The sequence below is a fragment of the uncultured Dysosmobacter sp. genome, assembly GCF_947631635.1.
In the GTDB taxonomy this organism is placed as follows: Bacteria; Bacillota; Clostridia; order Oscillospirales; family Oscillospiraceae; genus Oscillibacter.
Genome location: NZ_CANRMB010000022.1, coordinates 12,417 through 27,778, shown reverse-complemented (window position 1 = coordinate 27,778; position 15,362 = coordinate 12,417). Strand labels below are relative to the sequence as shown.

The window sequence follows — 15,362 nt, the reverse complement described above, 5'->3', positions numbered from 1 at the left end:
CGGAACGCAGGGACGTAACGTGAAATGCTCGGCGGGGGGTGACAGACTGTGATCGAGCTGTTTGAGCACAACCGCATCGCGTATGAGGCAGCGGTGGATATGCTGCGGAGGACTGGCAAGGCCGCAGTCGTCCACCCCACGGGGACGGGGAAATCCTTTATTGCATTCAAGCTGTGTGAGGATAATCCTGATAAGCGTATCCTCTGGCTGTCGCCTTCCGAATACATTTTCAAGACCCAACTGGAAAACCTCAAGGCAGCCGGCGGAGACGCGCCTCGCAACGTCAATTTCATCACATATGCCAAGCTCATGAACGCAAACGAGGCCGAGATAGCGGAAATGGACCCGGATGTCGTTATCTGTGATGAATTTCACCGCGCCGGAGCGGATCGCTGGCAAATCGGGGTGGAAAACCTGCTGAAGCAGTATCCCCACGTTCCCATGCTTGGGCTTTCCGCAACAGCAATACGATACCTGGACAGCCAGCGGGACATGGCGGACGAACTCTTTGACGGGAATATCGCCTCCGAAATGACGCTTGGCGAGGCCATTGTCCGGGGCGTTTTGAGTCCCCCGAAGTACGTCCTATCTGTTTTCGCGTTTCAGAAGGATCTGGAGAGATACCAAAACCGTGTCCGCAGGGCAAAAAACAAAGCTGTCCGGGATGCGGCGGAGCGGTACCTGGATGCTCTGCGCCGGGCGCTGGACAAGGCGGACGGACTTGATGTCATCTTTGACCGGCATATGACCGACCGGACGGGGAAATATATCGTCTTTTGCGCCAATAAGGAGCATATGGACGAAATGATGGAGAAGACGGGCGAGTGGTTTCATAAGGTAGACCCCGCCCCACACGTCTACTCAGTCTATTCGGAGGACCCCGGAGCGAGCCAATCCTTCGTGGATTTCAAAGCAGACAGAGACGACAGCCATCTACGGCTGCTCTACTGCATCGACGCGCTCAACGAGGGCATCCATGTTGAAGATGTGAGCGGTGTGGTCTTGCTGCGACCGACGGTTTCTCCCATCATCTATAAACAGCAGATAGGGCGGGCGCTGTCGGCGAGCAAGGCAAAGGAGCCGGTGATCTTCGACATCGTGATGAACATTGAGAACCTCTACAGCATCGACTCCCTGGAGGGAGAGATGCGCGTTTCGGTAGCGTATTTCCGTTACTTTGGCGACGGGGATCAGATCGTCAACGAGAGATTCAAAGTGATCGATGAGCTGCGGGATTGCCGGGAGCTGTTCGAGCGGCTGAATGATACCCTTACCGCCTCATGGGACATCATGTACGAGCAGGCGAAAAAGTATGCGGATACCTATGGCAGTCTGGATATCCCCAATACCTACAAAACGCCGGAAGGCTATTCGCTGGGTCATTGGATCTTCACGCAGAGGGGCATCTATCGCGGCGTGCTGCCCGGAGCACTCAGCAGGGACCGCATCGATAAGCTCAACGCCATTGGGATGCTGTGGGACTCTGCTTCGGAACGCTCATGGAAACGATATTACGCCGCAGCCACGCAATATCACTATGAGCATGGAGATTTGAACGTCCCCTCCAATTATGTGGCTAAGGACGGAACACGGCTTGGCGTGTGGCTCGATAGTCTACGCGCGGCCAGGGCTTCCGGGGCATTGCGCATAACGGAAGAACAGGCGGCGAAGCTTGATGAACTTGGCATGGTGTGGGAAAAAAGATTCAGTCGTGCATGGGAGCAAGGATTTGCCGAGGCCAAAAGGTATTATGAGGTCCACGGGGATCTTGTTACACCGTTCGCTTATGTGACTCCTTCTGGGTTCGGGCTCGGATCATGGTTGCGCAACCAGCGGGACGCCTACCGGGCCGGGAAGATCAAGCCAAAACGGGCACAGAGGCTTGAGAGCATCGGTATGGTCTGGCAAAAGGAGGACCCATGGGAGCTGCGCTTTGCTCTCGCTGAGGCGTATTACCGGGAACACGGAGATCTGAATGTGCCCGGAAACTACTCGGTGGATGGCATCGGCCTTGGCAAGTGGGTCAATGAGCAAAAGCAGTCCTACCGCGGTAACCGGCCCAAACAGCCGTTGACGGAGACTCAGATCAAGCGGCTTGAATCCATCGGGATCGAGTGGAGAAACCCAAACGAGGTCACATGGGACAAGCGGTATGCAGCGGTCAAGGCCTACTTCGACGGACACGGAGATATCAATATTCCGAAGGAACTTGTGTTGTCGGACGGAAGAAAGATTGGCAGCTGGATTATCGTGCAGCGCGCCGCGAAACGGAATGGAAAACTCACGGAGCGGCAAATCGAAAAGCTAGACGCGGTGGGCATGGTTTGGGAGTTACCCGACTCGTGGGAAATCGGGTTTGATCATGCGGAGATGTACTACCGGGAACACGGAAATCTATTGCTCCCTACAGCGTATGTTTGCTCGGACGGCTACCGGCTTGGTCATTGGGTCGCCAACCAACGGGCAAATCATAACCACCAAAAAAAATATCACAGTATCACCACTGAACAAGCTGCTCGGCTTGAGCAAATCGGCATGGTATGGGACATTTACGAGCAGCAATGGAAGGACGTATACAAAGAAGCGATGAGCTTCTTCCGTCAATACGGGAATCTTGATGTGCCAGCGAGGTACAAAACGGAAAGCGGAACTGATCTTGGTGAGTGGGTTCGGACGCAGCGAAACAATTGTAGAAAAGGTATTTTGGCAGCAGAGTGTATTCACAAGTTAGAGAAAATCGGAATCGACTGGTTGTTCCCCTCAGAGCGCGACTGGGAAAACTACTACGCCGAGGCGCGGCGGTATTATCTGTCGCACGGCAGCCTCGATGTACCAGTCACCTATCGGACGGAGAACGGACTGTGGCTTGGACGATGGGTGAAGCGCCAGAGGAGAGACCATTCTAAGCTGAAGAGCTCCGGCGCAAACGGGGATCAGATTGCAAGATTGGAGCAGGTCGGCATGATTTGGGATATACCAACAACTAAATTACTGCATCAGAGCGAGAGAATAGTGCAGATTGGATAACAAAAGGGACGTGGAAAGTAACGATGAACGAACCAGTATCGCAGTTGGCCGAGTTGCCGCTGGAAACAACACAGGCATCTGAAAAAGACGTTTGGCAGCCGTTTGAGGTCAAAAGGAAAACAATTTACGAATTATTCAAACGTTGCGCAGATATTGTCCTCGCTCTGTTGGGGAGTATTGTGCTCTTAATTCCCATTGCAGTGATTGCCGTCTTGATTGTGTGTAAAGACCCAGGGAATCCGTTTTATGTACATACCCGTATTGGCAAGGGGCATAAGCCCATCCGGGTCATGAAACTTCGAACGATGTGCAGGGGCGCAGACAGGCTGGAGGAAATGCTTACACCGGAGCAGTTGGTGGAATACAGACGCGAGTATAAAATCCACGATGACCCACGGCTGATTGGTTGGAAAAAGCCTGGGGATGGCAACAGATGTTTTGGTGCAAGACTCCGCCAGACCAGCTTGGATGAGATTATGCAGATACCGTACAATATCCTGCTGAAAGGTAATATGTCGTTTGTGGGACCTCGGCCCATCATGGAAGATGAGCTCAAGAAAAACTATACACCTGAGCAGCAAAAGTTGCTTCTCTCTGTGAAGCCCGGGCTGACGGGTTATTGGCAGGCATATGCGCGAAACAACGCGGTCTATGAGGACGGTAAACGTCAAAGGATGGAACTGTATTACATACAGAACCGTTCGCTTGGGTTCGATATCAAAATCTTTTTCAAGACAGTCGGAGCTGTTCTATCGAAAGCGGGTGCGCGATGAAAGCGTTTCTGTTGGCGGCCGGATATGGAACGCGGCTGAAGCCAATCACAGATGCCATTCCAAAATGTATGGTTCCTATCCACGGCCAGCCGCTTCTGGGCTGGTGGTTTGCTCTGCTTCGAAAGCACGGTGTCACAGATGTGCTGGTCAACACCCACTATTTGCCCGAGTCGGTGCGGGAACTGATACGGATATACAATGCCAAGGGGACTGGTCTTACAGCCCATGAGACCTATGAGCCGGAATTGCTGGGCAGCGGCGGGACTATCCGGGCAAACCGAGCGTTTGTGAGGGACGAGAAGGACTTCCTTATCTGCTATGCGGATAACCTGACAGATGACAATTTGACTGCTTTTCAGCGGTTTCATGAGGAGCGCAGAGATGTTCTGACAATGGCGCTGTTTCACGCCGACGTTCCTAGGCAATGCGGAATCGCTGAGCTGGACGGCGAAGGGGAGTACCATTGCCGAAAGCCGGACATCGGGCTGACCTGCAGGCCGAGAGGGATTTTGAGATTGATAAACCAGGCTCCTGGATGATTGGGGACAACGATACAGACGTAGAGGCGGGTCGGATATACGGAGTGCGGACCATCCTCACAAACGATCTTCGTCGGGCTGTCCAGACGATAATTGAGAGCGAGGAATGAGCGTTGAAAGTGCTTATCACCGGCGGTGCCGGATATATCGGCAGCCACACCAACAAGCTGCTCAGAGACAAAGGGATTGATACCGTTGTCATTGACAATTTGAGCGACGGCCACGCTGAGGCAGTCGTCTGCGGCCGTTTTGTCCAAGGCGATTTTGGCGATAAAGTCCTGGTGGACAAGCTGATGGAGGAGGAACGATTTGACGCAGTCTTACATTTTGCGGCGTTTGCGTCGGTGCCCGACTCTGTGATTCGCCCCGCCCGCTACTACCATAACAATGTGACCAATATGCAGACCCTGCTGGACTGCTGTGTGGCGCACAGCGTGAAATACTTTGTGTTTTCCTCCTCTGCGTCCACCTTTGGAGAACCGCAGTATATCCCGATGGACGAAAGACACCCCCAGCAGCCCATCAATCCCTATGGGACGACAAAGCTGATCGGGGAGAAACTGCTGGCAGACTATGAGCGGGCCTATGGCCTGCGCTACTGCGCATTTCGCTATTTTTGTGCCGCCGGGGATTCCAAGGACGGCAGCATCGGCGAGGCCCATAACCCGGAGACACACCTGATCCCAGTAATGGTAAAGGCAGCCATCAGCGGCAAACCGTTCAGTGTGTTCGGGACGGATTACGACACCAGAGACGGGAGCTGCATCCGGGATTTTATCCATGTGCTGGATCTGGCAGAGGCCCATTATCTGGGCTTGAAGTACATAATGGAGCATAACTGTTCGGACAGTTTCAACCTGGGCAGCAATACAGGGTTTACAGTGCTGGAGATGATGAAGGCCCTGGAGAAGGTGGCCGGCAGATCGGTTCCCTATCAGTTGGCCGGCCGGCGCGCCGGCGACCCCGCCTCTCTGGTGGCCTCCAATGAAAAAGCGCGAAGGCTTTTGGGCTGGAGGCCGGAGCACAGCGGCATTGAGGAGATCCTGGCGGACGCCTGGAACTGGGAAAATAACAGGAGATATTGATATAGTGAACCTTCGGGAGAATATACAGGCGTGTATCGAAAAAGAGATACAGGTTCTGCGAGCCTTGGATTATGAGGAACTGAATCGGGCGGTCAACGCGATCCTGGATACGAGAAATCGCGGCGGCACGATTTATACCATGGGCAACGGCGGCAGCGCGGCTACGGCCAGCCATATGGTGTGCGATCTGGCCAAGGGTACCAGCGAGGCGTTGGGTGGACCAAGGTTCCATGTAGAATGTTTGAGTGACAACACGCCGATTATGATGGCAATAGCCAACAGTTTTTGCTATGAGGACATATTTGTATACCAATTGCAGGGACAGTTGAAACCGAGAGATTTGGTGATTGCTATCTCTAGTAGCGGAAATTCGGAGAATGTGCTGCGGGCCATACGGTATGCCAAGGCGCAGGGAGCGTCTGTGGTGGGTATCACCGGTTACTCCGGAGGTGAGGTGAAGGAACTGGCGGACTATTCGATGCATGTGGCCATTAATGATATGCAGATTTCAGAGGATGTGCATATGATTTTTGACCATGTGATAATGCGCGTGTTGAGCAAGACAAAGAGTATTGGGTGAGAGGCCGCATGATCGTTAACAAGACCCCCAACAAGACCCCCAGCAAGACCCCCATCTGCATGTCCTTCTTCGGCGGCGGAACGGACATGGAGAGCTTTTTCTAAGAACACGGCGGAGCGGTACTTTCCGCGAGTATCGACAAGTACTGCTATGTCACGGTACGCCATCTGCGCAGGTTCTCTGAGTATTCCACCGAACTCTCCTATATATAAACCAGAACTGGTCTCTTGTCTTGACAACATCCAGCATCCAGCAGCCCGAAACGCCATGAAAATATTCGAGTTGCGCAAGTTAGACTTCCCCATAACGCTAATCTGTTGACGCGGTTTGACCTCAGGATAGGTCGCCCCTTTGCCGCAGGAATGTTGCAGGCTATTGCTCTGGTTGGACACGATACCCCTGACTTTAATTGCAAGAGGTTTCCTTGCTGCAAATACGGAGCGAATGCTACATCTTCTTTTCGCATGATTGTGACTGGAGGCTAGATTGTGATTTTAATCTTGCTGGACTAATCGTTTTTCGGGATCCCCAGAAGTGCGAGTCATTTAGCCCTATTTAATGCCGGTGGAAGGTTATGTAGAATTCTCCGTGAGAAAGGATATAGACATATGAATTGCTTATTAATCGTCGCTAGTGGAAAATCCACTAGGTTCGGCGGTTATCCCAAGGCATTTGTCCCTATAGGGGACAAGCTAGTTGTTGAAAACACCGTTCATCTAGCGAAGCCGATGTTCGATGAGATATACATTGCGGTGAATGAGGAAACGTATGCTGCTTACAAAGATGCGATTACGGGATGCAGGATGTTCCCCATTGTCACGGGAAATGGCGATGCCCACTCCGTTTTAAAATGCTTAAAGTTCCTTCGCATGAAAGAAAAAGATGTGACGAAGGTTGCGGTTTGTTGGGGCGATGCCTATTTTACTGATAGCTCGCCGTTCTTAGAAGCGGCCTCCTGCATGGAAAACTTTCCGGAATTGGTTCCTGCAGTAGTCCTCTGTTCACAAGACAGCAATCCCTATGCGTGGTTCAAACTGGACGGAGTACATATTAAAAAAGCATACTTTGCAAATCGAGAAAACAGGGTCGCTTTCGGCGTACACGACCAGTCTTTGTTTATCCTTACGGTCGATCTTTCTGTGCGGTACTTGGAAGAATACAAACGGGAATTAGGAATTGGGGACGATTATTGCGAAAGATCACCAGAAATGAAACTTCTGTATTTTTTTGAATGGCTATATGAATGTGGAAAATTCCCTCCTGCAGAATGCAAAATGATACCACCTGGTAGTGTGCTGTCTTTCAATACGATGGAAGAAGCGGAAGAAATTCGCCTGCGAATCAAAGCGCGAAAGAAACAAAACTCGGAGGTAAAATGTGATAAAGATTGTGCTTTTTAGCGGAGGAACAGGCAGCATTGCCATCCAGAAGGGATTTGCTGCGCTGTACGGATACGATAACTACCGTATGGACGTGGTGATCAACGCCTATGATAACGGAAAATCCACAGGGGCTTGTCGAAAAGTATTTGCAGGGAAAATTCTCGGACCTAGCGACCTAAGAAAGAACCAACTGACGCAGTATGAGCTTACATATCAAGAAGAAATACAGAATAAAAGCTCTTACGAAGCAAAGTTATTGGATCTCTTCAAGCTGCGATTTGATGCGCAAAACTATGCCGATTATTATAGAAAAGCGCGCACATTACTGGAGGGTTCTGATTTTCTATATGAGAGTAGCAAAACATACTTTCTTTCTCTACTGAAATTTTTTTTTCAAGACCCAGAAAACGAAAAATACCGCGAAGCTGTCCAGAATGTAGATTTCCACGATTTCTCGCTGTCTAATATCTTTTATGCGGCGTGTGCGGCACAAAACGGGTATTCGCTCTCCGAAGCTGGAAAAAAGATGTCAGAAATCTTGCGGATTGAAAACCGTGTGCATTTGATTTCGGACATTAATCTCTATTTGAAAGCAGAAACTGAAAGCGGGAAACGAATCGGTGACGAAGGTGATATTGTCACATGGAAGAATCCAAAAGATCGTATCCGCCGTGTGGTTTTGGAAAACTGCTTTGGGAACGAGTTTGTACCCACGGTGGATGAAAGGAATATCGACAAGGTAAGCAGGTTGATCTGTGACGCTGACCTGATTATTTTTAGCAGTGGGACGCAGTGGTCCTCCCTGATTCCCACTTATATGCATAAAGGTTTTCGGGACCTCATACGGGATGCTAAAGCGAAAAAATATCTGGTCATGAACAATGTGGAAGATTATGACATGACTGGGCTGAGTGCGAATGAGGTGCTTGAGATTATCAGTAAATATCTAGATCTGGACGATGTAACGATTCTTTTGAACGACAATGCAGCCGAATCAATGCGGCATGTTGATGTAAAATACAGACAAATTCACGAGAAGTTGAGTATGCCACAAAGCCGGGAGCATATCCCTGAGGCTATTGTTTCTGCCATTATGCGGAACTATTTTCAAATCAGCGGTCACATCTCCCGCTTGATATCCGACCTAGACGGAACGCTATGGGATGAATATGGAGATTCCCATACAAAAGTGGTAGGAAGCGAAAACCTCGCCCTGTTTCGCGGCACCGTTTTTTCGGGAAATAGCTATGATCATGTGTACGTCGTGACCAAAGAGTACTTTACCCATCATGACGGCGGGAAGATCTATTGCGACTACGGAAACACCTTCTTCACGCTGAACGAGGACGAAGGCGATATGCACACCCTCAACGATGCGTTCGCCCTGCCCTGCGACATGGTGGCGGAAATTGAAAAGGACGCTGATTTTGCGGGGAAAGTGATAAACCGGGAAGGTTCAGTGATTACCGTCAAACCTCTGACGGACAGAGAGGAAAAACTGTCGAAGATACATCGTATCCTGAAAAAATACGGCGATGACTACAAAGCAAACCTTGCCGGGCGCACATCTATCGACATCATGAATAGAGGTCTTGACAAAGCGGCGTCTCTAAAGTTTGTCATATCCTTGGAAGGCTGGGAACCGGACAGTATCCTATATATTGGGAATGAATTGACCAAAGGACATGAAGTCTGCATCCTTGGCTGTGGTGTACGGACGCTTGCAGTGGAGGATGTGTTTGAAACAAATCTTTTTCTCAAGACATGGGCAAAATGGAAGCGGGAAACTTGACGGCAAGAGTGAAGAGTAGATATCGGTATGAAAATAGCTATGGAGAGTGCTGAAATGAACATAGTATACGCAACAAGTGATTTATACAGTAAGCCAGCATTGATATCCATAAAGACACTGTTAATGAACAATACCACTGTGGATGAGATTCATATCTATTACATAGAACATGGGGTCTCGGATGAAAACAAGGATTTATTGAGAGCGTTGATTGAGGAATACCATAGACAGATTGACTTTATCCCGATGCCGGAAACCTTCTCGCAGATAGAAGGAATCATGCGTGCAGACCATGTGGTATACAGCTATTGCTTCTTTCAGGATATTCTTCCCGAAACTGTGGACAAGGTCCTGCTGTTAGAGGGCGACTCCATCGTGGTGGGGGATTTGACAGAACTGTACGGCATGGACATAACAGACTATTATTTTGCCGCCGCGGACGATATGCAAAACAAAAATATACACAAAGGATTGGGCTTAAAAAACAGCTCCCCGTATGTGAATTGCGGGATCCTTTTGTTCAATCTGAAAAAAATGCGGGAGGAAAAGTACTCCAAGAAAATCGCCGAGATCATCCAAAGCGGCAAGTCAAAGCTCTTCTTTGAAGTGCAGGACGAGATGAATGTGGCGGCAGAGGGAAAAATCAAGATCATGCCGTTGCGGTTTAACGCCTACACCATGGTTTTCCTCTTTGATTATGAAAATATGTTTCGATTCAGAAAGCCCACCACCTATTACACAAAAGAGGAATTCGAGGACGCGAGACAAAATCCGGTCGTTGTCCATTTTGTAAAAACCAAACTCATGCAGCCGAGACCGTGGATTGAAAACTGCACGCACCCCTATACGCAATACTATTTGGACGTAAAGGCGCAGACCGCACTGGCGGATATGGAGCTGTGGCCGGATAAACGGGGCTTTATGAGCCGCCTTTTGGGCGGGCTGTACGCCAAGGGGTTCAAGCGCGTGATCGCCGTGTCGATGGGGCTTTACAGGTCGTTTCTCACCTATTTTTCCTCTTTGTATAAACATATGTGAAAAAGGAATATGACCAGATATGTTGCCTCCAAGAGAGCAAAAGATGGGAGATACAAAATGAATAACTTAATGTTATTTGCCAAAAAAGTGATTTATACTCTTTTATTTGGCCTTCCTTTAACGATATGGTTGCTCCTGAGAGACCGCAGAACCATATATTTTATTCCGCATATCGGCTTGGGCGATTATTGTATTGTTCTTGGATATTTAGAAGAATACAAGAAACAGCATAATATCCATCACATTACGCTGGTCGCTCCGCCAAACAGGAAAGAGGTTGCGCAATTTTATCCTTACTGGGATTCACTCCTGGTATTAAAGAATCCGCTGTATCTTGGTATCATTCATTTTAGCGGCATACCGATTGGCAGGACAATTCACCGTAAACTTAAAAGAATTGAGCATATTGTCTATGATATTCCGATGGAAGGTTTAGCGCGCTATCCGTCCGCCCCTGTGGATGATGTTGTAAAAAAGTTCCTTGATCTGCCGAGTACAGAAAGAAGAAAAGGACCGCACGTCCCGCAGACGGATATCTTTGGTTTGATAGAGAAGTATGACCTTGCTCACAGGAACACAGTTTTATTAAACCCGTATACCGGCGGACAGTCAGTCAAAGAAATAGACGCTGTTTTTTTTGTCATGCTTGCCAAAGCTCTAAAAGCAAATGGGTTTTCCGTTGTAACCATATTAGGATCTGAAAAACAGACAGCAGTATCCGGAACCATGGGAATGGTTACATCATTGGCAGAAGCCTGGTACTTGGCGCAATGGTGTGGTTATGTGATTGGAATGCGTAGCGGTTTCTTTGATTTTATACGTATGTCGGATTGCAATGTGATTGGAATTTATGATCCTTCATATAAATTTAGAGAATTATTTTCTTTACATTTACCCGGCAAAGATGAACGGCTTCTTGAGCTTGTCTGGACAAAAGACAATGAAAAAGAGCTGACGGATAAGATTTGCTCTGCTTGCCAAGAGTGGAGAATGAGCGAGGAACGGCAATGAGAACGCAGGATAATACATACATTATTGTTCAGGCCGGTGGGAAGGGAACGCGCCTTGGGCATCTTACAGCCAATAAGCCGAAAGCGCTGGTGCCGGTCGACAACCTTCCGATGCTTTTTCATCTCTTTCGGAAATACCCGCGCAGCAAATATATTATAATAGGCGATTACAAATACGAGGTTTTGGCGCGATACCTGGCCGCTTTTGCGCCCGTGGAGTACCGATTGGTACGTGCTACCGGCCATGCCGGTACATGTGCCGGACTGAGCCAAGCGGTACAAAAGCTTCCAGATAACGAACCATTTATGCTCATATGGTCGGACCTCATCCTGCCGGAGAGTTTTACATTACCGAAGGAGCCGGGGGACTACATAGGCATAGCAAAGGATTTTCCCTGCCGGTGGAAATATGAGGACGGCGTCTTTACTGAGGAGCGGTCTGATTCCTTCGGTGTGGCGGGACTGTTTGTATTCCACGAAAAGTCTGCTTTAGAGAATGTCCCTGAGGACGGAGAGCTTGTGCGCTGGTTGGCGGAAACCGGGCTTCCCTTTCAGAGCCTTCCGCTCTATCGGGTAAAGGAATACGGCCTCCTGTCGGAATTTAAAAAAATTGAGTCCGCCCGTTGCCGGCCATTTAACAGGACCTACATAGAGGACGGTTATTTCGTGAAGGAGCCTATTGACACCCAGGGCGAGGCATTGGCCGCACGCGAGGCATCGTGGTATAGGAAGGTGCACGATCAGCACTTTACGAATATCCCGGAGATCGCATCCTACGAGCCGCTGAAAATGGAGTTTATCAACGGAAAGGCCATATATGAGTATGAGAATCTATCCGCTGAGAGGAAAAAGGAGCTTCTGGGCCAGATTGTCGGGTGCCTCAAGTCCGTACAGGGACTTGAGAGCGTCCCGTCTGACCGGGAAAGCTACAATGAGGCATATATCGGCAAGACCTTCAAGAGATTAGAGAAGGTCCGGGAGCTTGTCCCGTTTGCCAAAGATGAGTATGTCACAGTCAACGGGCGGCGCTGCCGAAACGTGTTTTTCTGTCGGAAGGAGCTGGAGCGGCGGATAGGTACGTATTTCCCTGACCGCTTCAAGCTCATTCACGGAGATTGTACTTTTTCCAACATGATGTTGAGGGATGACTGCTCGCCGGTGTTGATAGACCCCAGAGGTTACTTCGGGACTACGGAACTCTATGGCGACCCGGCCTACGACTGGGCCAAGCTATATTACTCTGTGGTGGGCAACTATGACCAATTCAACCGCAAGCGCTTCCGCCTCGATATTGGAGAAACGGAGGTTACATTGGATATCGCCTCCAACGGTTGGGAGGAGATGGAGTCGGAATTTTTCCGCCTGCTTGCGGATGAGGTATCACCAGCACAGATCCATTTGCTCCACGCCATAATATGGCTGTCGCTGACCACCTACACTTGGGAGGACTACGACTCCGTCTGTGGTGCGTTTTATAACGGACTTTACTACCTGGAGGAGGCTTTCAATGAAGAGGTACTTTAAAAATGTGACCGACACCATACGAAGGTCGGTGGAGTCCATGGACGTGGCGGTGTTCGACAGGCTCCTTGGCGAGTGCGAGGAGACGCTGAGGAGCGGTCACAAGGTGGTGGTAAGCGGCCTTGGGAAGAACGTGCCGGTCTGCGACAAGTTTGTGGGAACAATGAACTCCTTGGGGCTTGAGGCGTGTTTTATGAACACCAACACCGCCGTCCACGGGGATTTGGGTATGGTAAAGTCGGGAGATATGGTCATCATTCTGACAAAGAGCGGAGAGACCGTGGAATCTGTCTATTTGACGCAGCTTCTTAAAAAGCGCGGCGTCGATTTGTGGCTGCTCTCTTTCAATCGGGATAGTACCCTGACCCGCGAGATTCCCAAGTGCCTCATATTGGAGCTGAACCACGAGGGGGATGCTTGGAACATCGTGCCGAATAATTCGACTACGGTAAATCTTATTGTGTTACAGGGATTGGCTCTGAATCTGGCGGAGCGCATGGGTGTGACGCTGGAGCAGTTCAAACAAAACCACCCCGGCGGCGCTATCGGAGAGAAGCTTCGGGGGAAATAAAAATGCGTCTTGGAAATGAACCAATTGAGCTTCCGCTGTCGCCGCTGGGACATACATGGATATTGGATTTAGACGGGACGCTCGTCAAGCATAATGGATACAAGTTGAATGGCCATGACAGCTTCGTAGATGGCGCGAAAGAGTTTTTAGATCGAATTAAACCGCAGGATATGGTGATTCTATTGACTTCCCGTACAGAGGATGTGCGTGCAGAAACAGAATTCTTTTTGCGAGAAAACGGAGTCCGATATGATGCGATCATTTATAATGCGCCATATGGGGAGAGGATCCTAATTAATGACGATAAACCGTCCGGTCTACGAATGGCTGTTGCGGTAGAAAAGGAGCGGGACAGCGGCCTTAAGCTTCAGATCATAGAAGATGAGGATCAGGCGCGATCAAGACAGGACGTAATCTGAAAACCAAAATGGCCGGTGTGCAGATCGAAACCTTCACGGGGAGGAAAACGTTATGAATTCATTTAAAAAAACGAAAGCGGTTCGGGTGCTTGCGAAGCCCATTGTTGACTGGAGGCGGAAAAGAGATCACGAGAAGTATCTCCTCTCTCCCGATCATTTCTATCTGCAAACCCTGAAGGGAATCCACGAGGGCAAGCGGTGCTTTATTATCGGCAACGGCCCCAGCCTGCGGGCGGAAGACTTAGACAAGCTCAAGGGAGAATACACCTTTGCATCCAATAGGATATTCAACATTTTTGACAAGACGGACTGGAGACCTTCCTACTATGTTTCGACCGACGATAGAATATTGAAGGAACATCAGAATGAACTTGCCAATTATAGTTTGGGGCATATGTTTTTATCAAGCAGGTTTTGCACTATACAGGCCCCGACGAATGTTCTTTCGAGAATTTATGATGGTAATTGTCTTCAACTGGATGTTGACTTTGATCGATATAATAAAACATCTATATATATCAGCGAGGATGTCTCAAATCATTACTGTGACGGTCAAACCGTGACGTTTGTAGCTATTCAGCTTGCAATCTATATGGGCTTTAAAGAGATTTATCTGATAGGCGTGGATCACAATTATTCAAGAACTGTAGATATTTCTGGAAAGGTTAACGTTGATACAGCAGTACAGGACTATTTTGATAACAAGAGATATGATAATTCTTACCCTGCCGCTGTTAATACCGCGCAGTATGCCTACATCATCGCCAGAGAGTACAGTGACGCTCACAACATAAAAATATTTAATGCTACCAGGGGCGGAAAGCTGGAGGTATTTGAGCGGGTGGATTTTGATGAATTAATGAATCCATACACCGAGGAGAAAACCTAATGAATAACTATAAATTTGTAGCGATGATCCCAGCCAGACTCGGATCAAAACGAATTCCTAAAAAGAATATCCGATATATGTTGGACAAACCCCTTATTCAGTATCCAATTGATCTGGCCCTGGGCAATAAGAGGTTTGACAGTGTGTGGGTAAACACAGAGAGCGACGAGCTGGGGCGCGCCTGTGAGAAAATGGGGGCGAACTTTCATAAGAGACCGGCAGAGTTGTCCACGGACAGTGCAACTAACCGAGATTTTACGTATGAATTTTTGAAAAAACATGAATGCGATTATGTCGTGATGATAAATCCCACCTCTCCAGCCCTCAGTGAGAAGACTGTTAATCGTTTCCTGCAATTTATATGCGAGAATGATTATGATACCGTGATGTCTGTGCTCTCGGTAAAAGCTGAGGCCTTTTTCAAGGGAAATAGGGTCAACTTTACTGGAGAAGACAAAATACCATCCCAAATGCTTGAACCCATTGAATATGTTGTTTGGGCTTTGACGGCATGGAAACGGGAGTCATTCATTAGGCTACAGGAAAGTGGACTCTGCCCAGTGTTTGGCGGTAAACTTGGCCGGTTTGAGATACCCAAAGATGAGTCCGCTGATTTGGATACGGAAGAGGATTGGAACATTGCTGAGGCGTCATTAATTGCGAGAGTTCGACGGGAAATAGGTGTCCCAAAGTATCTGGAGATATACAAATAACAAGGGAAACCGAGGAGATATAA

At 48.9% G+C, this 15,362-nt stretch carries 15 protein-coding genes; all 15 read left to right on the top strand.

Translation table 11 applies throughout. The features are described from left to right. Positions 1-48 precede the first annotated feature (48 nt). The 15 genes from Q0Z71_RS11450 to Q0Z71_RS11380 all read left to right on the top strand — a co-directional run bounded on the left by Q0Z71_RS11450 (position 49) and on the right by Q0Z71_RS11380 (position 15,339). The gene (locus Q0Z71_RS11450; RefSeq protein WP_298022594.1) at positions 49-3,027 is read left to right on the top strand and encodes a Helicase associated domain protein; all 2,979 of its coding nucleotides are present in this window, start codon (positions 49-51) and stop codon (positions 3,025-3,027) included. 23 nt (positions 3,028-3,050) lie between these two features. Beyond that, positions 3,051-3,800, top strand: coding sequence for a sugar transferase (locus tag Q0Z71_RS11445; RefSeq protein ID WP_298022591.1), 750 nt, complete (start codon positions 3,051-3,053; stop codon positions 3,798-3,800). Further along, positions 3,797-4,339, top strand: a complete 543-nt coding sequence (locus Q0Z71_RS11440; protein WP_298022589.1) for a nucleotidyltransferase family protein — start codon at positions 3,797-3,799, stop codon at positions 4,337-4,339. The genes Q0Z71_RS11445 and Q0Z71_RS11440 overlap by 4 nt, the downstream gene beginning before the upstream one ends. Further along, positions 4,336-4,449 (top strand): HAD hydrolase-like protein, encoded by a 114-nt coding sequence (locus tag Q0Z71_RS11435; RefSeq protein ID WP_298022587.1) that lies wholly within the window; start codon positions 4,336-4,338, stop codon positions 4,447-4,449. Before Q0Z71_RS11440 ends, Q0Z71_RS11435 begins: the two co-directional genes overlap by 4 nt. 9 nt (positions 4,450-4,458) lie before the next feature. Next, a complete protein-coding gene (gene galE / locus Q0Z71_RS11430; RefSeq protein WP_363316711.1) occupies positions 4,459-5,424 on the top strand; it encodes a UDP-glucose 4-epimerase GalE in 966 nt (321 codons plus the stop codon). A gap of 4 nt (positions 5,425-5,428) precedes the next feature. Then, positions 5,429-6,004 carry an SIS domain-containing protein gene (locus tag Q0Z71_RS11425; protein WP_298022583.1) on the top strand — a complete coding sequence of 192 codons (576 nt, stop codon included), beginning with the start codon at positions 5,429-5,431 and terminating at the stop codon, positions 6,002-6,004. A gap of 608 nt (positions 6,005-6,612) precedes the next feature. Continuing rightward, positions 6,613-7,404, top strand: coding sequence for an NTP transferase domain-containing protein (locus Q0Z71_RS11420; protein ID WP_298022581.1), 792 nt, complete (start codon positions 6,613-6,615; stop codon positions 7,402-7,404). Beyond that, positions 7,382-9,178, top strand: coding sequence for a 2-phospho-L-lactate transferase CofD family protein (locus Q0Z71_RS11415; RefSeq protein ID WP_298022579.1), 1,797 nt, complete (start codon positions 7,382-7,384; stop codon positions 9,176-9,178). Before Q0Z71_RS11420 ends, Q0Z71_RS11415 begins: the two co-directional genes overlap by 23 nt. A 27-nt stretch (positions 9,179-9,205) precedes the next feature. After that, positions 9,206-10,216, top strand: coding sequence for a glycosyltransferase family 8 protein (locus Q0Z71_RS11410; protein ID WP_298022576.1), 1,011 nt, complete (start codon positions 9,206-9,208; stop codon positions 10,214-10,216). Positions 10,217-10,273: 57 nt separating this feature from the next. Beyond that, on the top strand, positions 10,274-11,227 hold the full coding sequence (locus Q0Z71_RS11405; RefSeq protein ID WP_298022574.1) for a hypothetical protein: 954 nt from the start codon (positions 10,274-10,276) through the stop codon (positions 11,225-11,227). Then, entirely contained in the window at positions 11,224-12,750 is a 1,527-nt protein-coding gene (locus Q0Z71_RS11400) for a phosphotransferase (protein ID WP_298022572.1), read from the top strand. Before Q0Z71_RS11405 ends, Q0Z71_RS11400 begins: the two co-directional genes overlap by 4 nt. Continuing rightward, complete coding sequence (locus Q0Z71_RS11395; RefSeq protein WP_298022570.1) at positions 12,734-13,318, top strand: SIS domain-containing protein; 585 nt, start codon at positions 12,734-12,736, stop codon at positions 13,316-13,318. The genes Q0Z71_RS11400 and Q0Z71_RS11395 overlap by 17 nt, the downstream gene beginning before the upstream one ends. Before the next feature lie 2 nt (positions 13,319-13,320). Next, positions 13,321-13,737: a hypothetical protein gene (locus tag Q0Z71_RS11390; RefSeq protein WP_298022568.1), complete on the top strand. Its 417-nt coding sequence runs from the start codon at positions 13,321-13,323 to the stop codon at positions 13,735-13,737. 52 nt (positions 13,738-13,789) lie between these two features. Then, complete coding sequence (locus Q0Z71_RS11385) at positions 13,790-14,626, top strand: 6-hydroxymethylpterin diphosphokinase MptE-like protein (protein WP_298022566.1); 837 nt, start codon at positions 13,790-13,792, stop codon at positions 14,624-14,626. After that, positions 14,626-15,339 carry an acylneuraminate cytidylyltransferase family protein gene (locus tag Q0Z71_RS11380; protein WP_298022564.1) on the top strand — a complete coding sequence of 238 codons (714 nt, stop codon included), beginning with the start codon at positions 14,626-14,628 and terminating at the stop codon, positions 15,337-15,339. Before Q0Z71_RS11385 ends, Q0Z71_RS11380 begins: the two co-directional genes overlap by 1 nt. The last annotated feature ends 23 nt before the right edge of the window (positions 15,340-15,362 follow it).

Coding starts and splice junctions, on each gene's coding strand:
- Q0Z71_RS11420 (WP_298022581.1), top strand. CDS start 6,613: ATGAATTGCTTATTAATCGTCGCTAGTGGAAAATCCACTAGGTTCGGC.
- Q0Z71_RS11380 (WP_298022564.1), top strand. CDS start 14,626: ATGAATAACTATAAATTTGTAGCGATGATCCCAGCCAGACTCGGATCA.
- Q0Z71_RS11400 (WP_298022572.1), top strand. CDS start 11,224: ATGAGAACGCAGGATAATACATACATTATTGTTCAGGCCGGTGGGAAG.
- Q0Z71_RS11445 (WP_298022591.1), top strand. CDS start 3,051: ATGAACGAACCAGTATCGCAGTTGGCCGAGTTGCCGCTGGAAACAACA.
- Q0Z71_RS11385 (WP_298022566.1), top strand. CDS start 13,790: ATGAATTCATTTAAAAAAACGAAAGCGGTTCGGGTGCTTGCGAAGCCC.
- Q0Z71_RS11440 (WP_298022589.1), top strand. CDS start 3,797: ATGAAAGCGTTTCTGTTGGCGGCCGGATATGGAACGCGGCTGAAGCCA.
- Q0Z71_RS11390 (WP_298022568.1), top strand. CDS start 13,321: ATGCGTCTTGGAAATGAACCAATTGAGCTTCCGCTGTCGCCGCTGGGA.
- Q0Z71_RS11410 (WP_298022576.1), top strand. CDS start 9,206: ATGAAAATAGCTATGGAGAGTGCTGAAATGAACATAGTATACGCAACA.
- Q0Z71_RS11435 (WP_298022587.1), top strand. CDS start 4,336: ATGATTGGGGACAACGATACAGACGTAGAGGCGGGTCGGATATACGGA.
- Q0Z71_RS11405 (WP_298022574.1), top strand. CDS start 10,274: ATGAATAACTTAATGTTATTTGCCAAAAAAGTGATTTATACTCTTTTA.
- Q0Z71_RS11395 (WP_298022570.1), top strand. CDS start 12,734: ATGAAGAGGTACTTTAAAAATGTGACCGACACCATACGAAGGTCGGTG.